The following is a 20,367-nucleotide window of genomic DNA, read 5'->3' as shown; positions in this document are numbered from 1 at the left end:
AGAAGGAAAAGTCTGATGAGTGAGCTAGCATATCGGGAGCTTTATGCGCCTGGCCATTTTGGAAACTGGTACGAAGTAATGGCTCCTTATGAGGCCGAAGAGATGCTTCGTGAGGCGAAATATTGGGGTTTTAACTCGTATGGTGACTGGCTTGACGCTGCCGACTTGAAGGACCCACACGACAATCCCAGAAGAGAATATCTCCTGCCCCAAGTGCTCTGGGAACGGAAACAAGAGTTTTATCGCATTGCAGAAAAACTTGGCTTTCAAACCAACCTAGTCATCACCCCAAATCATGTCTACCTCAACCAAGTTTCACCAGAAATCGCTGCCGACAGAAAGGACAAAAGGCTTTTTGGCGGCCAACTGATATGTCCTTCGAAGCCGAAGGGCCGAGAGATTATCTTGAATAACCACCGTAACCTTTTTAAGGACCTGAAGTCAAAGGGGGTTAGCTTGGACTCTATCTCAGGCTGTCCGTTTGATTACGGTGGGTGCTCCTGCCCTGAATGTAGCCCTTGGATACTGACTTTCGGAAGACTTATGGTGGAAATCCATGGAATTGCACGAGAATATTTTCCAGGGATTCAGATGAGGTTAATCGGTTGGTGGTGGACAGCGGAAGAACATAAGATTTTTAAAGAATGGGCCGACCGCGAGCAGAGAGGGCGGTTTGTGTCATTGGCAGAACACATCCTCTACGGCGAAACCCGTCCAAACCCTGAATTTGTGTTGCCCGAGGGATGTGAGCTTCATGCGTTTGTCCACATTGGATATGCTGAAAAAGCAAGCCCGAGGGATGTCTACGGAGCTTGGGGGCCGGTGATTGCTGCAAATCGTCTTTCTAGAACTGTGTATGAACTTAAGGGCATTGGATGCACCGGATTCCAAGCATATTCAGAAGGCTGCCTTGACGATGTAAACAAAGCTCTTCTTGGCGCACTTTCATCTGGGAAAGCGTCGGATGCGAAAGCAGTCCTCGCTGAGTACGCGGAAAGGTACTTTGATGCAAAGGGGCAGGATAAAAATGAATGGGCTTGTTGGTTGGCAGATTGGGGTGAACCATTCACTCGTGATGTTAAAAAGGCTCGCAAGGAGTTCGATAAGCTTGCAAGGAAAGCGCGCTCGAGCTGGCGGCTAGATCAATGGGAAGCCAAACTGCGAATCTTTGAGGCTAACGCCGAGGTGTTGGCGGGTAAAGAATGGAATGAGGAACGCCGAGCTGCGGCGGACCGTTTCTTTCTTGAGCGCGAGAAACTATTCCGCGGCATCTGGGGACTTGGACCGGTGCGTCACGTGCTTAATGCTAGGTACCATCCGCCACCTTGGTATCAAGAATTCCGAGCGGCAAAGGCTGTTGAAATAGGAGATGAACAATGAGTGTAGTTAACTTGAATCAAATTTCAAAATACATCGATGTTAGTGCTGAAGCTCAACAACTTCTGAGCAAGAGCGATCAAGAGGCATATGCAAACCTAAACTTTAAGTGGGAAGGTCAACTTATTTCAGCTGATGCTTATATTGTTCTTCATTGCTTGGTTCGCGGACCTGGCAAGGGCGGCATTAGAATGTCCGATGGTGTTAGTCTTGAGGAGACGCGCAGGCTTGCGGAACTTATGACATACAAGTGCGCGCTCACACGAATTCCTTTTGGCGGTGCTAAATCTGGTATTTGCATTGCTCCTCAGACTCTCACACCAGAGGCTAGGCGTGCGCTGATTGCAGAATACGTTCATATGTTTGGATTGTATCTCCAATCGGGCACCTACGTGCCAGCGCCTGATCTTGGCACAGGTCCTTCCGACATGGCTACTATTTATGGCTACACCCATGTTCCTGAATCCGTGACTGGGAAGCCGCCTAGGATTGGAGGGCTCCCAGGTCGTGAAGAAGCAACCGGTTATGGAGTTGCTACTGTAGTTAGGATGGCGGTAGCTGATATCCTTGGAAAAGAGTTGTCCGATGCCACAGTTGCAATACAAGGATATGGCAATGTTGGATACTGGACTGCCAAGTTTCTTTCTGAATGGGGCATGAGGGTAATTGCAGTGTCGGATGTTGGGTCTGCTTTATACTCAGATGTTGGGCTACCTATTTCCGAGCTTGGAAAGGTGAATTCCCTGGCAGCTACAGGTTTGCCCCAGATACCGCGCGATGAGCTACTGGTTGTGCCAGTAGATGTGTTAGTTCCTGCGGCGGTCGAGAATGTCATTACAGAAAAGACGGCACCAAATATTCAGGCAAAATTAGTTGTCGAAGCCGCCAATGACCCTACTACAACTGAGGGCGATAAAATACTCACTGAGAGGGGAATTTCCGTAATCCCTGACATTCTTGCCAACGCTGGGGGTGTTGTTGCTTCATATATTGAGTGGCGCCAAGCGAAGTCTGGAAGCCTTACAGAAAAAGAAGAGACTTATGCGGCTATCGAAAAGCAGCTCTCTCAGGCATATAGAGAGACAACTGAGGTTGCTAGGAGCAAGAATATAAGTCACAGACTGGCGGCGCAGATAATTGCAGTGGATGAAGTCGTTCAGTCAATGCGCGACCGTGGTTGGATCTAAGATTGCCTTTTTTCTTCCGGCTGAGTTGTAAACTTACTAATCGGGGGCAACTACGTGGTTGCCCCCATTGCTTTTAGGCCAATTTGCTAACTAAGGACATCATGTAAATTAGTAATGCCAGTCAACGTCCGCAACTTCTTTTGCATGCCGCTCGATGAATTCCCGTCTTGGCTCGACTTTATCGCCCATTAGAGTGGTAAATATCTCGTCAGCCAGCACTGCGTCTTCCATAGTTACTTGGAGTATTGTTCGCGTTGCTGGGTTCATTGTTGTCTCTGCTAGTTGGTCAGCGTTCATTTCGCCGAGACCTTTGAACCTTTGAACTTTTACGTCCTTCTTACCTCGTATATTTTTAAGGATTTCTTCTAGGTCTTGATCATTTTTTGCGTAGAATTGTTGATCTTTGCCCACGCTAACGCGGTAGAGCGGTGGCTGAGCAATATATACATGGCCAGCTTCGATGAGAGGCCTCATGTAACGGAAGAAGAAGGTGAGTAGCAGCGTCCGAATATGGTCACCGTCGACATCGGCATCAGTCATTATTATAACCCTATCATATCGAAGTTTTCTCAAGTCACAGCCGAACGCATTTTCTTTGCCGTTGCCATTACCGTTGGCGGTATTCTCTTCGGCGCCATTTTGCTCGCAATTCTCATCATCACCACTCATGCCGCGGGCGATTCCAGTGCCAAGAGCGGTGATAAGCGCGCGAATTTCTTCGTTTTCCAAAGCTTTATCTAGGCGGGCTTTCTCAACGTTTAGAATTTTACCTCTCAGCGGAAGTACGGCTTGGTATCGCCGGTCTCGGCCCTGTTTTGCGGAGCCACCTGCGGAGTCGCCCTCCACTAGGTAAATCTCACACTTCGATGGGTCACGTTCCGAACAGTCGGCAAGCTTGCCGGGGAGAGATGAGTTCTCCAGGGCACTTTGTCGCTTTACAAGATCCGCGGCTTTGCGCGCTGCCTCGCGCGCTCTGCATGCTGTAAGAGCCTTTTCGACAATTTTCTTTCCAACCGAAGGGTTTTCCTCAAGGAATTCTGAGAGACCCTCGCCGACGATTGAGTTTACTATACCTTCTACTTCGCTATTTCCAAGTTTGGTTTTTGTTTGGCCTTCAAACTGTGGGTGAAGTAGCTTGACAGAGATGACCGCTGTCAATCCTTCGCGGACATCTTCGCCCGTGAAGTTGTTGTCCTTTTCCTTTAGAGCGCCAATCTTGCGGGCATAGGCGTTGATTACCCTTGTTAGGGCAGTTTTAAAGCCGGATAGATGAACGCCGCCCTCTGCAGTATTGATGTTGTTTGCGAACGTCAGGATTTCTTCATGGTAGCCTTCGTTATATTGAAGAGCAATCTCTACATCAATGTCTTCGCGTTGGCGTGCAAAGTAGATAACCTTGTGGATAGGGTCTTTATTTCGATTGAGGTGTTCAACAAATGCCGCAATTCCCGTCTTGTAGTGGAATACTTGAGTTTCACCGGTTTCTTCGTTCGTAAATGTTATTTTAACTTGCTTGTTAAGGTATGCTAGTTCTCGAAGCCTTTGGATAAGGATTTCGGGGTTGTATTCTATTTTGCCAAAAATCTCATGGTCGGCTAGCCAGCGAGTGTATGTGCCGGTCTCTTTGGTTTTTCCAATTTTCCTGAGAGGACCGGTGGGTACCCCACGGCGGTAATCCTGCCGCCATATGCCGCCTTTCTGACGCACTTCGACATAGCACCACTCGGAGAGGGCATTTACTGCTGAAACACCTACACCATGCAAACCACCTGAAACTTTATACGCGCCGCTGTTAAACTTTGCGCCTGCGTGGAGCATAGTCATCGCTACTTCGACGCCTGACACGCCCATCTCGGAGTGGATGTCAACTGGTATTCCCTGGCCATTGTCGCGGACTGATATGCTTTTGTCGGTATGTAAAGTAACATCAATTCTATCACAGCGGCCCGCAAGTGCCTCGTCAATTGAATTATCTACGACCTCGATAAAAAGATGGTGCAATCCCTTTGGCCCAGTGCTGCCAATATACATGGCTGGACGCATTCGCACTGCTTCGAGGCCTTTTAAGACAGTTATTTGATCAGCATCGTAATTATTTACGCCGTTAGTCTTTTCTTCCTTCTGTTCAACTGCCATATCTTGTACTATACTCCTTCTTTAGGACACGCAAAAGCTCTGACAACGATGCAAACACTGTGTGCGTGGGGTGAGATTTTGAGTGCTTATGTTGCTTTTTGCAAATTAATTTTAGCACAAAATGGGTGTGAAAGTCAATTTTTCGGCGCTGTCAGAAGGTTTAAAGGTTGGCGTGCGAAAGCAAGCTTGGAAAGTAAGAGATTCTCAAACTTGGTCTTTATAGTAACTAGGTTAAGGAGAATAATCCAGCAAACGGAAGAATAAGTCTACTCCTTGCTAGTTCCCATTCCACGATCATGTGGAACATGTGGTTTCTCAGTTGTCTCCTCGGGGGTTGTTCCCTTGCGGGTAGGAAGCATTGCTGTTGCCGCGCTTTTAAATGGAGTGCGTGGGGCTGGCTCAGGCGGCAATAGTCCTTTTTTACGCTCCTCAGCCTCCTTGAGAATTTCCTCGGTAGAGGGTATTTCTTCTTCTGTGGCAAGCTCAGCGTCAAGTTCGACAGATGAGCCATCCGAGTCTTGGTCTGCACCGGTTGGAATTAGCCCAATTGGATCACCTGGCATTCCGGTAGGTCCAACAGGAATTGTACCCTTTCGAGTTCTTTCTCCGCCTTCATCAGCCATAGCGTCCTCCTGAAGATGGTTCGATAACGTTTGTATTTATTCTTCCCAAAGAATTTGAGTGGGAAACGGCGTTGTTTCCAAAGTCAATGTTGCCGGATTTTGCAAAAGCTAGCCGAGCGAATTTGATGCTTTGGAAACTTTCTAGCTGGGGTGCTTGCTTTTGTGCTGGGATATGAAGTATTTTAAAGTAGTAGCGATTTTTATCTAGATTGGATTCAGCAAGTAACTTGGTTTACTTATGTCGAGGATAATTCCTATTTTCAGCGTTGCCATCCTAGCTATTGTTGTCATTTCAGCTGCCCAACCTGCGCCATTTGAAAGGACAACTTCTGAGCTAGACTTCCAATTTTGTATAACCGGCTTTGAGCATGATAGTTTTTTTGGTGAGCCTTCTGCACTTGCGCTAGATGATAGGAACGGCTTATTATACGTTGCTGATTTGAAGTTTGGCGTGAGTTTGTTTACTTCTGACGGTGTTCCAAAGGAACAGCTGGGGATTCAGTCTGGTATTGAGAAGCCCGTTGGCCTAGCGGTAGACTCGGATGGGAACCTCTACGTTGCTAATGATTCGGGTGGTCCGATTCGAGTAATAGCTAAAAGTGGAGAAGTTACTGAGATAGAAATTCCCGTGGAGCAAGGTGAAGAGGTGCCCAAGGTCGGTAGGATAACTTTCGACCGGGATGGCAACCTCTATTTGGTTGATCGCGCTGGGTGCCGGATATATGTTTTTGACAAGAATCGCAAGCTAAAGCTGAAGTTTGGTGCAAAAGGCGACAAACGCGGTCAATTCAAATCGCTTTGCGATGTAGCGGTTGATCGCCAAGGTAGAGTTTATGCCCTCGACGCATCTGGTACGCCCGTCCAAGTGTTTGATAAGAAGGGCAAGTATCTATTCAAATTTGGCTTTCGGGGTGGTGGGTTGGAAGACATAGGGATTGCCTCTGGTATTTTTGTTGACCGACATGACCAAATATGGATTGTGGACAAAGGTCAGCACTGCCTGAAGGTGTTCGACCGCTCTGGCACTTTCTTGAGAAAGCTTGGGGTATATGGAACTGAGGGTGGTTCATTTTTCCAGCCTATTGATATGGAGATGGATAAGTTTGGAAGAGTTTACGTGGCTGAGGCAGGGGGGCGCCGTGTGCAGGTATTTTCGCTGGTAAAGCCGTATGAACCATTTCAACCTGCTGATATTGGTGGAGATCTTTTGCATCCATGAATTAACCTGGAAGTCAAAATAAACATACAAAGGAACAAATTATAGTGTCCGACCGCGAAGTTCATAATCACGAAAATGACATTGAAAAAACGGAACCGATAGGTGAATTGGCGATATTTGCTTCGCTGTGGAAGCTTTTCTCGTCCATGAAAACCGCTATAGTTCTCCTCTTATTGCTTGCACTGGCGTCTGTATTCGGAACCTTCGGAGAGGCGCCGGACATTTATCATTCGTGGTGGTACGCAACACTCCTGGTTTTAATGCTAGTCAATCTCCTAGTTTGCAGCATAAACCGCTTTGGTATCGCATGGCGTAGAACTTTTTCGCCTGCTATCTCGACCACGCCCAAGCAGGTTGGAGCGATGAAGAGGTCTGAGCAATTTTGTACCCCTCTGCCCTCCCAAGAAGCTGCGTCGAGAATTGTAACAACCCTACGTTCTAGAGCGTACAAAGTATTGCATGTAGAAGAAGAAGGAAATATATCACTTTACGCCACAAAGGGGCGTCTTGCAATCTGGGGGCCGTATTTAACCCACCTGAGTATTCTTGTAATTTTCCTTGGGGCCGTTATAGGTGCAAAGTTTGGCTTCGAGGGAGTTGTAGTGATTCCAGAAGGTGAAATGGTCTCAACCTACTTCGCAAAAGACTCAGGTCAAGAAAAGCCGCTAGGATTTGAACTGAAGCTACACGACTTTCATGTAGTTTGCGACAATCAAGGCCGGCCGAGCGCATATAACAGCGATTTGGAGGTCTTCGACAGAGGTCGCTCAGCTTTGCGGAAAGTGATAGACGTAAACCGGCCGCTTACTTACAAAGGGATATCGTTCTTTCAGGCGAGCTATGGGCCAATTCTAAGAGTTGCTATTACTTCCCCCAATGGTGAGACAGGGTCGGCTAATTTTTGGATTGATGTGGTAGAATCAGAGGGGTCAGTGGACTACAGGCTGTCGAATGTAGAGCCCCAGGGAATCCGTCTCGGGGGTAAGGAGATAGGGGTATTTATCCACGATTTCGCGCCAAATTTCAGAGGAATGGTACCAAAATATATGGTTGCACTGCCTCCTGATCCAGCGGCGCTGATATATCTAAATGAGCGTTATCCTAGCGAAATGAGCGTTGAAAACTGGAAGTCGCTTGGGTGGATTAGGTCCGGCCAGACGGTTGATTTTAGTGGATATAAAGTTGCACTAGAAGCCATTGAATACTCAAAGCTTGATATTTCCCGCAACCCAGGACTGCCAGTCTTATATGCCGGATTCATACTTGTCTTGTTTGGCATACTTGCGGCATTTTATATTAATCATAGGATAATTCGAGTAAGCGTATTATCAAATGAGGATGGAGCTTTGGTTGTTGTCGGTGCAACATCGAGAGCCGACTCATCAATTTTCGATAAGGATTTCGAGCGAATTAGGGATTGCTTGAAATCAGAGTCTTAGTCTAACATAGTTAAGCAGACTAAAGCAGGGTTCTGAGAAGAAGCTTGCGTTAGGTTGCTTGTTATTCGATGAGCTTAACATTTTTGCGTTAAGCATAACAACGAGTTTGTTCAAAAGGAGCAGAGGTATGATTAAGAAGTATGGCATTCCCGCCCTAGTCATTTTAGTTTTGGTTGGCATTAGTCTGTCAAATATCATTAGGGTGGATGGAGACACCCATACGGCGGCTTACAAAGGTTCTACATTATGCAAAATGTGTCACCAAAATACGCATAAAGAACTCGTGGAAGCGTATTTAAAAACGGGGCACCCAAAAGCGTTTCAGAAGGCGGATGCTGAGGGGGCGATTGTCGCAGATTTCTCGAGTAATCCTGTGTTCACAAAGGACAAAGTAGCCTATGTTCTCGGCAAAGGTATTAAACAGCAGGCGTTCCTGGATGCTAATCTTCAGGTGCTCCCAGCTATCTGGGACGTAAAAACAAAAAAGTGGAAGCCAACGCAGGCAGTTGATGGTGCAACCCAATGCATAGGTTGTCATGTAACGGGTTACAACGCGGAGACAAAGGCATACGTTGAGGCAGGTGTAGGGTGCGAGTCGTGCCATGGACCAGGAGGCGATCACGTCTCAAATGCCACTGCAAAGGGGTCAATTCTGAAACTAACCGAACTGCCTAGAGATAGACAGACAATGATTTGTGGTGGATGTCACTCGAAAGGAAAGGATTTGTCGGGTAAGTTTGCCTTCCCAATCGGCTTTAAACCTGGCGATGACCTTGCAAAGTTTTTCGTTGATGCCAAACCAACAACTCCTGGTCTAAACCAACAGTACTCGGAGCATATAACCTCAACTCATTATACAAAGCTTACAATGACATGCACGACATGTCATGATCCGCATAACCAGTCGGGCATAGCACATGAGCTGAGAAAGCCGGTCAACGAACAATGTCTTGGCTGCCATGCAGCAAAAATCAAAGACATGGCAACTCATGCTCCAAATGCAGCTGCAGACGCCACCTGCGCAACCTGCCATATGCCTTATGGTGAGCATATTTTCAAGAAGTTGGAGAAAAAGGAAGGCTCATGACAAATCAACTTAGCCTAATATTCTTTAAAATTGCAATGGGGTTTTATATAGGTGCGGCAGTGTTTTATATTGCCAACTTCTTAAGCCAGCGAAGGGCGTTTGGCGATATTGGAAGGGTAGTCCTAATTATCGCTGTAATACCGCATATATGTGCAGTAATCATTCGAGGAATCGTTTCAAATCGCCCACCATTTTTAAATCTGTATGAGTACATGCTTTCGGTGACGCTAGGCGTTGTAATATTATACCTAGCGCTAGAATTTTCAAATAAGAGCAAGATTTTCGGAGCAGTTGCTGTGCCGCTGGTAGCTTTGGCGTGTGTTTTTACTTCACGTCTACCTAGCGAGGTAGCATGGACCATGCCAGCGCTAAAGAGCGCATGGCGCGTGCCTCACATCTCAACTGCTATACTGGCATATTCAGCTTTTACAATAGCGTTTTGTCTGGGCATTCTCTATCTTCTTCGCGAGCATGCCGGAAAAGGGGGAGGATTTTTAGCAAGCAGACTTCCTTCGCTAGATGTGCTTGATCATACCGCCTATCGAATGATTGCTTTTGGGTTTCTTATGCAAACTGCACTATTGCTTACAGGTGCTGTGTGGGCGCAATTTGCTTTTGGGCGGCCTTGGAGCTGGGACCCAAAGGAAGTCTGGGCTCTAATAACATGGCTTGTTTATGCCGCATATCTTCACACCCGTTTGAGCATGGGGTGGAAGGGCCGAAGGTCTATTATCCTGACGATTGTTGGGTTTGCAGTTGTGCTCTTTACTTTATTTGGTGTGAACTGGATAGGTAAAGGCTACCACGCAACCTACCAGTAGTCCAATGGCGTACTATCCTATCAACCTTGACCTACAGAACAAAAAATGCATAGTTGTTGGCGGCGGGACAGTCGCCGAGCGTAAGGTCATGTCTCTGCTTGAATTCGGTGGTCGCGTTGTAGTTATTGCTCCAGAGTTAACCCCCGCCCTTAAACAACTCGCCGAGCAGGGAAAGATAGAGCATGTTTCCGCAGAGTACCAGCCAGGTAGCCTGAAGGGCGCTTTCTTAGTAATTGCAGCCACAAACGAACGTCATGTAAACGAGGCAGTCGCAGAAGAAGCCGAACGTCTTGGCATTCTGGTGAACATAGTAGACACACCTGCACTTTGCAATTTTTTTGTGCCGGCAGCCGTTAAAAGAGGCGACCTCATAATAAGCGTATCAACTTCGGGGAAAAGTCCGGCTCTTGCTAAGCATATCAGAGAGAAATTAGAAGCTGAGTTTGGACCGGAGTTTGGCATGCTTGCCGACCTGCTTGGCGCTATTCGTGAGAAGGTTAAGGCGAAATACTCAAACCAGCGCGACAGAAATTCTGCTTACGAACGGATAATCAATTCAAATGTGCTAACACTTCTCGCCGAAGGTAGGTCGGAAGAAGCATTGGAGGTTGCGATAAAGTGCATCTAATGGTCGTCGGCCTGAGCCACAAGATTGCGCCGATTGAGCTGCGGGAAAAACTGTTTGTTTCAGAGCAACAGCTTCCGACCGTACTTGCCAATTTAAAAGATTCAACTGCAATTTCCGAGTGCGCCATTCTTTCCACATGCAATCGTACTGAGGTTTACGTTTGCGCGTCTGCCCCCGATGCCGATACTTCCATCAAGACATTTTTAAGCAGAATTAGTGGTCTCTTAAACGAGGAACTCACGCCGAAACTCTATGTTCACCGCGGCCATAAAGCCGCTGCCCACTTGTTTCGCGTTGCATCGGGGGTTGATTCGATGGTTATCGGCGAGCAACAGATTCTCGGCCAGGTAAAAACTGCATACGCTATTGCTTCTAAGCATGGCGCAAGCGGGCCAGTGTTGAACACCCTTTTCCAGCAAGCGATTACAGTCGGCAAGAGGGCGAGGACAGAAACCGAAATTGCACGCGGAGCGTTCTCCATTGGCTCGGTTGCAGTTCAACTTGCACGCTCGATATTCGAGGAGCTTTCCGAACGAACGGTTCTAGTCATCGGTGCGGGCAAGATGGCTGAGCTGGCAATTACCCATCTTGTTTCATGCGGTGTTAAATCTGTTTTGGTGGCAAACCGCACCCATGAGAAAGCCGAACATCTTGCTTCGGAATTCAACGGCCAAGCCGTAAGGTTTGATAACCTTCAAACCGCACTTGTGAAAGCCGATATAGTAATTACTTCCACCGGCGCGCCTGAGCCCATTATTTCTCAGAATCTAGTTCTCTCTGTAATGCGTGCAAGGCGCGGCCGCCCAATCTTCTTTATTGATATAGCTGTCCCAAGAGACATTGAGCAAACAGTTGGCTTGATTGATAACGTTTTTGCTTACGACATAGACGACCTCCAAAAAGTTCTTGAAGTTGGAGAGGTAGCCCGCCGAGCAGAGATTGCCAAGGTTGAGGCGTTGATTGCCGAACAAGTAGACGAATTCATGCGCTGGTTTCGCATGCGTGATGTAGTGCCGATTATTACTGATCTTCAAAAGAAATATGAGGAAATCTGCGATGGGGAAATGAAAAAGCTCAGAAGAAAACTTGAGCATCTTTCCGAAGACGAATGGAATGCAATTGTAGTGGCGGCACGGTCAATAGTGCGCAAAGTTATGCACCAGCCATTGACTTGTATCAAACAATGTGCTGAGTCTGAAGATTCCTCAGATAGGCTCAGTTTTTTGCGAGAGCTGTTTGGCATTCAGGCAGATGAATCGAAAACCGACGAAAAGATTGATGGGAGTTAGGATATGCCTGACAGTAGCTTGTTAATCAAATTGGCAGCGGTTCTTTTTGGCTTGGCGGGCGTATTTTATATTTGGCGGGTCTTTGTGTGCGAAACAGCTGGTAGACTTGTATCCTTAATTCCCATCGTCGGTTCTATTATCCTTTGCTTCGGAGTGGTCGGTCGCAGTGTTGAGATGCAGCAAGTGCCGTTTACCAATTTGTCGGGAGCGCTAGCGTTCATGGCCCTGGCACTGGCAGTAATATATCTTCTTATGGAGCAACGGCGGCGGATTGGAGCGCTTGGAACCTTTGTGTTTGGAGTGGCAACAATTGCACTTCTGATTAGTATTTTTGCGCCCCAGCAGATAAATTTGATCCCGTTAACGGCGCCAACAAACCTTTGGGGCATGATACACTTTGGGGCGAGCTTGCTAGCTTATGTTGCTTTCACTCTTGCTTTTTTGGCTTCAATTACATACATGCTTCAGGAGTACATGCTCAAGAGAAAGCAAATCACTCGGTTGCAGAGGCATTTGCCGTCCCTGGATATGATGGACGATTTAGCGTACCGAATGGTGACGCTTGGATTCTTACTGCTCACAGTTGGAATTATTGCCGGTGTTTTGTGGGTCCAATCTACTTTGAGAGAGCTTTTGGTCTCGAAAGGCATCTGGCTTTTAATTACATGGCTTGTCTATGCAGCCTACCTGCATGTGAGAGTAGTTCGTGGGTGGCAAGGGAAATGGTCGAACCGACTTTTGGTTCTCGGATTTGCGTGCATTCTTGCTGGCTTTATAAGTGTCTTGGTTGCATGCTTTGGAGCAGATTCCACCTATTTTAATCTGCATAGATTTGAGTGGTAATCTATCTTTGCGGAGACCTCAACGATTGTGCTTCGAGTCGCTCGGACAATGGACACAGAAAGCAATTTTTAAATTTTAATCCGTGCTTTCCCCTCTTCGTAACATTGGGGACAATAGCCGTGTGAGATAGCGATGTCGTGTTCATTACCGAGGTAAGCCTCTGGTGAGACCCATTGGCCATCGGAGCGGCGAATCTTGCCACAAACACAACAAAACGTAAGCATTGAGCCAAGGAGCCTTTTCTGGGTAAGCTCAAGGAGATCTGCTTGAGGCTTTCTTATTTTTTCAAACCGAAGTATGCTTTCATATCCATTTATTTCTTCGATATACTGACCGGATTCCACAATAACTTTGTAGCCGCTTTCAGCTAGTGCAGCTAAAATCAATGCCCAAAGTGGGCATGGGGCGGTTCCTCTCTCCCAAGATTTTTGTTCGTTCCATATTTTGCCGCCGAACTGATTGTATTCAACCATTCGATATCTATTGTTAGGTAAATCTTCAAGCTCGATTTTGGAAAAGAAACCGCATGATGTAGCAAATTTTATAAGATTGCAGTACAGCTTCCAAGGGTCGGGATCGCGGAAAGACACTTTCATCTTTTCTTCAATATAACGCAGAAAGAAGCTCCCAATGGCTAAATACATTGCTTCTTCGCCTTTCGCACCGAATAGCCTATGGCATACTTCACCAAGCCCAAAGAAATAGCCCTCCATTAAGTCTGGTAGTTTTTCTCGTCGTTTTGGTCCTTCGATGACCTGTTTCATGTTCCACTGCCCTTATGAAATCTGCTAATTAATAAAGCATTTTCTAATTTCTCAGCTATCCCTATGGTGCCGGCGGCGTTATAGGCGCGGGAGCAACCGGCGCTTCAGGCGGCGTAGCAGTCTCGGAAGGTGCGTCAGGATTAGCAGGCTCTGCAGGCACAGGAGCAGACTCAGTTGCCAGCTCGGCAGAGTTATCGGGCGGTGTTGACGTGTCAGTAGTAATCGGCGCTGAGGGAGCGGCTTCACGCCGGCTGGGGTCATATATCATATCATAGGTAAAATTCATTAGCCGAGCAAATCCCTGGCGGTCAGGTTTGTCATAGATTGCTGATGAGCTGTCGCTCATCTCGTTCCAATTGTAATAACCTAAGCCATTTGCTGATATAGCACAGTCGACTGCAAATGCTGCCGCTCTTTCAGGGGTTGAATCTCCGAAGAATCTGTAAGCAAGTATTAGTTTCTTTCCGTCAAGTATCAAGAGGTCTTGTTCTTTTTTCACCGCACCAGACGACATATTTCCGACAGTGCGAATCATGACAATGTCGGCGAAATTCACAATTCGAGCTAGGTTTGCATTGTTCCAGCGAAAGACATTCGCATCAGGGTGGTCGATACTAAAAGGATAGGCAACTTCGGCGAGGAAGAGGACATCCTTGTGCTTTTTCTTAACGCGTTGGGCGACATCCGCAAGTGCATCAGCAATTAGGCGTGCCCTGAACGTTACATGTTCGCGCACAGCCATTGGCATGTTTTGCTTATCTTCGAATGCATAATTAAAGATTGTCTTATCGCAGGGGTCAATCTCATCGAAGCTTTTGTAGTTTGTCCCCCATTTTTTGTTTAATTCAGCTAAGTCGTGATATGACGAGCGCATCCATTTGCGGAAATATGCATTTGTCTCTTCGTCGAAAGAAAGGGGTAGCCCTTGTTCATTCCGCCAGCCAGTCTCAACACATAAGCCCACTACCGGAAGGAGCTTCCCACCGACCTTCACACGTAGCAAGGAGGGGTCATTGCCATATCTGTCTAGATATACTGACACATAATGCGCGAGTGCTTTTCTGAATTCGCCATCTTGGAATAAAATGCAGCCTTCTTCTACCTGCTTGTCTTGATTAACCGCTGGCTTGAGCTGTAAATGCGAGAATTTCATTAAGTTTTGGCGGTCTACAGCCTGGAGTTGAAGCCAGGGTAATATATAAACTTTCTCTTGCCCAGCCAACTTGTATTCGCGGTCAAGCCAGTACCAATCCCTATCTACCGCTTGACTTACTTCGTGGTCTACGCAAATTGTATTGAACCCAAGGTCCTTAATTTTCTTGAGTTCGGCGGCAAGGATTGCATCGTCGCTCTTCCAAGGGTCCCACCAATGACCGAAGAAGTATATTGACTTTAAGAGTTGTCCATCTGGTAGCCTCAATGGATCCTGGGGTCTGATTGGTCCTGCGAAAACAGACAAAGCAATGTTCAAGGAAAATAGGCAAAGGGCGGTTTTAATGATTAGGGATTTCATGCAATCATCCTCCTGCACGTACGGCAAAAGCTTTATAAGCTGTCGATAACGCAGCCGGCCCCGTATAATTACTGGCATTCTACCATGCGTTTAAGAGCAGGTCAAGGCGACAAATTTCAACGGTGATTTATCTAAAGGCTTTTGGAATGGGTTGGGAACAGACCGAGAAGCGAACTTAGGCGTTTTCACCAAGGTTTATTAAAGCTAACTCACAGCTCCAGATATAACCAAAATTATCAGGCGAAGACTTTGATGATTGTAAATATCCTCTGCTTTTTCTGGCCTTGTTCGCAGAAAGTTCACAAAGTTTTGCAATTACCGACATTGACAATTTGCCGTACCAGGCATAGAATTGGGGTGATAGGTGGTGGAAAGTGGTAAATTGTTCCACAAACGACCAATAATGACCTGACTCGGCCAATGTAAAGAAAGGGAGGACAAATTTTGATGGCACCTCTCACGATACCAGAAGGTGTGGTCACCGACATCCAGGTAGAAACTCAGCCGGCAGGTCTGACGGCCATGTACATGGTCGAGGCTCAGAACGCCGAGGAAAGCAAAGAGATAGCGGTCCTATTTAAGGAGTTCGCGTCAGCGGTTGATGTTGTGCAACTTTGTACAGGCAGGCTAATGGGCTATGCGGTAAGGGCACGTGACCAAGAGCAAAACCTCCTCCTAGACCAGATATACAAAGTAATCACATCTCGTTACCACGGTTTTGTAATACGACAAAAGCCGATTGAACAATGCATGTTCGAACTTTGCCGCGAATTATGCAGGGACTATGGCGGAAAAATGCTAAAAATACCCACCTGCGATATTTGCGGAAAATATGATCCTTTTCCCAGTACTATCGTGAACCTATTGGATGAGCGCGGCACGATAATCGCTTCACGCACATACTGTGCCAGTTGCACAGCTGAATGGGGTGATAGCCCCAGCAAAGAGTTTCTGATTTCCCTCCTTCAGGCTGACAGACGTAATTTTGGTTCTTTGCTGGGGATGAATATTGTTAGGAAACCTTTGCGACGAAAGCATACAATTGGAAGCAAACCACGCGGAAAATACCTTGCTTTCAAGATAATGTCTGATGCTGACCAGCAGTCAGCCATGGGATAAACTTTTCGGGGGGCAAACCCTTGTTTTCAGGAGCATACGCACATTCTGTTGACAGCAAGGGTAGAACAGTAATCCCTGCTAAGTTCAGGGCAAGGCTTGGTGAGAGGTTCTACATTACGAAAGGGATGCATGGATGCCTGTGGGTACTTTCTGATGAACAGTGGAGACAATTCCAACAGGCGCTTGCACCAAAATCACTCCTTGCCTCCCAGGCGCTTAAGCTTGAAAGGTTTTTCGTGGGCTCCGCGGTCGAGTGTATACCGGATGGCCAGGGAAGGATTTTGATTCCCCAGAACCTTAGGGATTACGCGGGAATCGACGGAGATATATGGATCGTGGGGCTCACGAATAAAATTGAGATTTGGTCCGCCGACCGTTGGGAAGCATTCAATCGCGAGTTGACTGATGAGGAAATTCAGAGAATAGGTGAGAGTTTGGAACTAGGCTAACGTTGAAGCTTGCCCGAATCGGAGGACACATAATATAAAAAGCAAACAATCGAAAACTACCTGCGTCATACTACGTTATACCGGGCGGGATGTTTTTTATGCTCCCCTTGCGCTGCCCGCCCGGCTTTTTTATCTTTGAAAAACAACCCTGTTGCTGATTGGGACGGCTTAATTTAGTAAAGAATCTTGCGCATGATACTTTACTCAAGGCCTCTATACACAATCCCCTTCCGTGGTTCGGCCATCCAGTCTGCTACTGTTTCCCGCCACTTCAAATAGTGAGGTGTGTTTTTGTGGGCAGCAGCATCCTCGGCAGTTTTGTAAGCTTCATAGAGGATAAATCGGGAAGGGTCATCCTCAAGCTGTAGCACATCAAATCGTACGTTGCCGGGTTCTTTTACAGACTCACGTGCGTTTTCAAGGGAGGCCTTGATAAAATCCTGGATATTCTCCGGCTTAACATGAACATGAACAAGAGTTACGTACATAGCATCAACCCCTTAAAAAACAATATTAAGGTGGCAGGCTGGTGACTTTTAAATATGCCAGTACTTCATTTTACTCCAATTTTCTAAGCTTTCCTTCTTTGTTGACTCTTCAGCCCATATTCCATACAATGAAATAAGCACCTTATGGTTATTCGGAGGTCTTATTGATGAGTAATTTCTTGCTTGGCGTAGTCATTCTTCTTGCAGTTGCAATGTCCGCATGCGCAGAGATACCAAAACCAAAGTATGATGAGCAACTTGCGGGAAAACCACCATTTCGCCGTCTATTTCTAGACGCTATGGTAGTTGAGGAATCATCGGGCCTAGCGCGAGTTTTCCACTCGGCTGAAAAGCACGAGGGCAATCCAATAATACGAAAGGATAAGCCGTGGGAGGAATGGGGGCCCTATCTCTACGGGACAATAATGCACGATGAGGGGAAGCTCAAAATGTGGTACCAAGCTATCGGCAACATTAGTGGACCAACAAGGGGTTTTGTGTGCTATGCTGAGTCCAATGATGGTATAAGATGGACAAAACCAAATCTCGGCGTTGTGGAATGTGACGGGTCGAAAGCAAACAACATCGTCGAGACCAACGAGAGCTTCCATATTCCGTCTGTGTTTAAGCTTTCCGACTCCAGCTGGGTCATGTATGGCTATGGTCGGGGTATTGGGCCGCACCTAACGTATTCTTCCGACGGCATACATTGGCATGATGCAACAACGTCGCCCCTTTTTAAATCCTCAGACGTAATCAACTTTTTCTGGGATCCTTATGAAGAAAGATGGGCTGCAACGTATAAGACTCACAACCGCAGACACAGGGCAGTCGGTGTCGTTTTTTCTGAAAACGGCTTAGATTGGAAGAAGCCGATTGATAGTGCAGTATTTGGCGCAGACGATCTTGACCCAGATGCTACTCAAATCTACGGCATGCCAGTATTTCCCTACCAGGGTCTATATATTGGCCTCCCATGGATCTACCATGCTAGGTTCATCAAATACGGGAAATACGAAAAACCTGAGCAAATGTATGAAGCGCAGGAGGGCAGTCCAAGGACAGTGGACGTACAGCTTGCTTGGAGCTGGGACCTGATAACTTGGACGCGAACACCCGAACGTAAGCCTTTTATTGCCCTTGGACCAGAGGGAAGCTTTGACTCCAAGGGCATTTATACTGCTCGCGCTCCTGTAATTGTTGGCGATAAGCTCTACTTCTACTATGGCGGCCATAACAGGATTCATGATGATGAAGGTGGGGAATGTGCTGCAATCGGGCTTGCTACACTTAGGCTAGATGGCTTTTGCTCCATGCATGCCGACGAAAATGAAGGATGGTTTATAAGCCGCCGCGAGGTATTCAAAACACCGAAGGTGGTAATTAACGCAAAGGTTGGCCCAAATGGCTATGTGGTTGCAGAGTTGCTAGACAGAAACAACAATGTGATTCCAGGATTCTCGAGAGACCAGTGTATTCCTTTTAGAGGCGATGATGTCCGCCATGTTCTTTCATGGAAGAATGAAACATTTACTAACAAATATAAAAACGCAGACAAGAAGATACGCTTTTTCCTCAAAAACGCCGATATTTATTCCTACATTCCGGTGGATATAGACACAAGCAAGGACTGGGACAACAGGAAATTGCATTAAACTCAATTCCACTTCCTGGCGCGTACGAATTGATAAAAGGCTTCTGCAAAGTTGGGCAATTGGGGATGTTCTTGCTGAACCACAACCTTGCAGGGAGACACATCCACTTGGCGTTTGTATGAAAAAGCAACCTTTTTGGATCTTTGATGCTGTAATTGGTTCCAATGAGAGGCATTTTTATAAGATGCTTGTATTATTTCCCTATCAGGGTTAGTATATTGGCCTACGTTGGATGTGCCGTGGATGATGATACTAATCAGAGGAGCATTAGATACGTTTCAAATCCTTCAGGGTTTTACTCTGGGCAATCAAAGAATTAAGGGGTGAATGGAATGTCAAAAGCCGACCGACAAGTTTCGCGAAGGGATTTCCTCAGAACGTCGTTGGCAGGAGCTGCATTACTAGGATTAAATGGCTTTTCAACCGACGCTCGGGCAGATGCTGAAAGGCTGCCGAATTTTATTGTTATATTGGCTGACGACCTAGGTTACAATGACCTAAGTTGTTATGGCTCTGAGTTGATTCGCACGCCAAGGCTTGACCGAATGGCAGCTGAGGGAATGCGGTTCACTGACTTTCATACAAGCGCACCGGTATGCACGCCTACGCGCGCCTCCCTCATGACCGGATGTTATCCGCTGCGAGTAGGACTCCCTGCAGTCATCAACTATCATAGTAAGATAGGCATCAGCTCGGATGAAACAACCATTGCCGAGTTGTTGAAATCTCGAGGTTATGCGACGGCATGCATTGGCAAATGGCATCTTGGCTGGCAGAAACAGTTTCTTCCGACTCGACACAGTTTTGACTATTATTTTGGCCTTCCTTACAGCAATGACATGTCATATAATGGTTTTCCTGTGCCGCTAATTCGAAATGAGAAGATTATCGAGCAGCCTGCAGTGCAAGAAACTCTTACCGAGCGCTACACTGCCGAGGCAGTCAGATTTATTAAGGAGAACAAGGACCGGCCATTTTTCTTATATCTTGCGCACACCTTCCCACACGTTCCGCTCCATGTCTCAGAAAAGTTTGCAGGCAAGTCAAAAAGAGGGCTGTATGGCGACGTTGTCGAGTGCATTGATTGGAGCACTGGCGAAATATTAGATACGCTTGCAAAGCTTGGATTGGATAAAAACACATTAGTTGTCTTTACCTCCGATAACGGTCCGTGGCTGGCAAAGAAAGACCACGGCGGTTCTGCATTCCCCCTGCGCAATGGCAAGGGGTCAACCTGGGAGGGTGGAATGCGTGTGCCTTGCATAATGCGCTGGCCTGGACGAATTCCTGCTGGAACGACTTGCAATGAGCTTGCGACTGTTATGGATTTTTTGCCCACCTTCGCGCGGCTTGCAGGAACCCATGTGCCAAGTGACCGTGTCATTGATGGCAAAGATATTTGGCCACTCATGAGGGGCGATAAGGATGCGATTTCGCCGTACGAGGTGTTTTATATGTATCGCGTCGAGCGGCTAGAAGCCATACGGTGCGGCAAGTGGAAGCTTGTGCTATCTAGGCAGGAAGTAGGCACAAAGGAGAATATACCTCTTTCTCTTTATAATTTGGAAGAAGATATTAGTGAGACAACCGATGTCTCGGCTATGTACCCAACCATCGTCAAGCGCCTGCAAGCATATGCCGAACGCGCTCGTGAAGACCTTGGTGATTCATTGACGGGTGCAATTGGCAAAAACCGCAGGCCGCCGGGGAGAGTGGATTAGTAGGCTGTT

The 20,367-nt window shown here is 46.9% G+C and carries 18 protein-coding genes; 13 read left to right on the top strand and 5 right to left on the bottom strand.

The annotated features are described in order from the left end of the window. Window positions 1-15 precede the first annotated feature (15 nt). Window positions 16-1,380, top strand: coding sequence for a hypothetical protein (locus QHH26_06870; protein ID MDH7481683.1), 1,365 nt, complete (start codon window positions 16-18; stop codon window positions 1,378-1,380). After that, window positions 1,377-2,564 carry a Glu/Leu/Phe/Val dehydrogenase gene (locus QHH26_06865; protein ID MDH7481682.1) on the top strand — a complete coding sequence of 396 codons (1,188 nt, stop codon included), beginning with the start codon at window positions 1,377-1,379 and terminating at the stop codon, window positions 2,562-2,564. The genes QHH26_06870 and QHH26_06865 overlap by 4 nt, the downstream gene beginning before the upstream one ends. A 108-nt stretch (window positions 2,565-2,672) precedes the next feature. Here the strand turns inward: QHH26_06865 and QHH26_06860 are convergent, their stop codons facing one another. Beyond that, complete coding sequence (locus QHH26_06860) at window positions 2,673-4,700, bottom strand: DNA topoisomerase subunit B (protein ID MDH7481681.1); 2,028 nt, start codon at window positions 4,698-4,700, stop codon at window positions 2,673-2,675. A gap of 266 nt (window positions 4,701-4,966) precedes the next feature. After that, a complete protein-coding gene (locus QHH26_06855) occupies window positions 4,967-5,323 on the bottom strand; it encodes a hypothetical protein (protein MDH7481680.1) in 357 nt (118 codons plus the stop codon). Window positions 5,324-5,561: 238 nt separating this feature from the next. Here QHH26_06855 and QHH26_06850 point away from each other — a divergent pair, with 238 nt between their 5' ends. The 7 genes from QHH26_06850 to ccsA all read left to right on the top strand — a co-directional run bounded on the left by QHH26_06850 (window position 5,562) and on the right by ccsA (window position 12,649). Next, window positions 5,562-6,542: an NHL repeat-containing protein gene (locus tag QHH26_06850; GenBank protein ID MDH7481679.1), complete on the top strand. Its 981-nt coding sequence runs from the start codon at window positions 5,562-5,564 to the stop codon at window positions 6,540-6,542. A gap of 44 nt (window positions 6,543-6,586) precedes the next feature. Beyond that, window positions 6,587-7,981 (top strand): cytochrome c biogenesis protein ResB, encoded by a 1,395-nt coding sequence (locus QHH26_06845; GenBank protein MDH7481678.1) that lies wholly within the window; start codon window positions 6,587-6,589, stop codon window positions 7,979-7,981. Between the two features lie 127 nt (window positions 7,982-8,108). Then, window positions 8,109-9,068, top strand: coding sequence for a cytochrome c3 family protein (locus QHH26_06840; GenBank protein MDH7481677.1), 960 nt, complete (start codon window positions 8,109-8,111; stop codon window positions 9,066-9,068). Further along, entirely contained in the window at window positions 9,065-9,889 is an 825-nt protein-coding gene (gene ccsB / locus QHH26_06835) for a c-type cytochrome biogenesis protein CcsB (protein MDH7481676.1), read from the top strand. Before QHH26_06840 ends, ccsB begins: the two co-directional genes overlap by 4 nt. Before the next feature lie 4 nt (window positions 9,890-9,893). Beyond that, window positions 9,894-10,517: a bifunctional precorrin-2 dehydrogenase/sirohydrochlorin ferrochelatase gene (locus QHH26_06830; GenBank protein MDH7481675.1), complete on the top strand. Its 624-nt coding sequence runs from the start codon at window positions 9,894-9,896 to the stop codon at window positions 10,515-10,517. Further along, on the top strand, window positions 10,517-11,806 hold the full coding sequence (hemA, locus tag QHH26_06825; GenBank protein MDH7481674.1) for a glutamyl-tRNA reductase: 1,290 nt from the start codon (window positions 10,517-10,519) through the stop codon (window positions 11,804-11,806). The genes QHH26_06830 and hemA overlap by 1 nt, the downstream gene beginning before the upstream one ends. A gap of 3 nt (window positions 11,807-11,809) precedes the next feature. Continuing rightward, window positions 11,810-12,649, top strand: a complete 840-nt coding sequence (gene ccsA / locus QHH26_06820) for a cytochrome c biogenesis protein CcsA (protein MDH7481673.1) — start codon at window positions 11,810-11,812, stop codon at window positions 12,647-12,649. A 68-nt stretch (window positions 12,650-12,717) separates the two neighbouring features. Here ccsA and QHH26_06815 read toward each other — a convergent pair whose 3' ends face one another. Together QHH26_06815 and QHH26_06810 are read right to left on the bottom strand one after the other, a co-directional pair. After that, complete coding sequence (locus QHH26_06815; protein MDH7481672.1) at window positions 12,718-13,413, bottom strand: hypothetical protein; 696 nt, start codon at window positions 13,411-13,413, stop codon at window positions 12,718-12,720. Between the two features lie 61 nt (window positions 13,414-13,474). Then, window positions 13,475-14,926 carry a beta-galactosidase gene (locus QHH26_06810; protein MDH7481671.1) on the bottom strand — a complete coding sequence of 484 codons (1,452 nt, stop codon included), beginning with the start codon at window positions 14,924-14,926 and terminating at the stop codon, window positions 13,475-13,477. Between the two features lie 447 nt (window positions 14,927-15,373). On the opposite strand from QHH26_06810, the gene QHH26_06805 reads away from it, so the two are divergent. Together QHH26_06805 and mraZ are read left to right on the top strand one after the other, a co-directional pair. Beyond that, on the top strand, window positions 15,374-16,045 hold the full coding sequence (locus QHH26_06805; GenBank protein ID MDH7481670.1) for a hypothetical protein: 672 nt from the start codon (window positions 15,374-15,376) through the stop codon (window positions 16,043-16,045). A 20-nt stretch (window positions 16,046-16,065) separates the two neighbouring features. After that, entirely contained in the window at window positions 16,066-16,494 is a 429-nt protein-coding gene (mraZ, locus tag QHH26_06800; GenBank protein MDH7481669.1) for a division/cell wall cluster transcriptional repressor MraZ, read from the top strand. Between the two features lie 200 nt (window positions 16,495-16,694). On the opposite strand, the gene QHH26_06795 is transcribed toward mraZ, so the two are convergent. Next, window positions 16,695-16,982: an antibiotic biosynthesis monooxygenase gene (locus tag QHH26_06795; protein MDH7481668.1), complete on the bottom strand. Its 288-nt coding sequence runs from the start codon at window positions 16,980-16,982 to the stop codon at window positions 16,695-16,697. A gap of 167 nt (window positions 16,983-17,149) precedes the next feature. On the opposite strand from QHH26_06795, the gene QHH26_06790 reads away from it, so the two are divergent. Continuing rightward, window positions 17,150-18,637, top strand: coding sequence for a hypothetical protein (locus tag QHH26_06790; protein MDH7481667.1), 1,488 nt, complete (start codon window positions 17,150-17,152; stop codon window positions 18,635-18,637). 332 nt (window positions 18,638-18,969) lie between these two features. Further along, on the top strand, window positions 18,970-20,358 hold the full coding sequence (locus QHH26_06785) for a sulfatase-like hydrolase/transferase (GenBank protein ID MDH7481666.1): 1,389 nt from the start codon (window positions 18,970-18,972) through the stop codon (window positions 20,356-20,358). Window positions 20,359-20,367 lie beyond the last annotated feature (9 nt).

The organism is Armatimonadota bacterium (assembly GCA_029907255.1).
Taxonomy (GTDB): domain Bacteria; phylum Armatimonadota; class UBA5829; order DTJY01; family DTJY01; genus JAIMAU01.
Note: the sequence above shows the minus strand (reverse complement) of the source record. Positions and strands in the feature narration are given on the sequence as shown.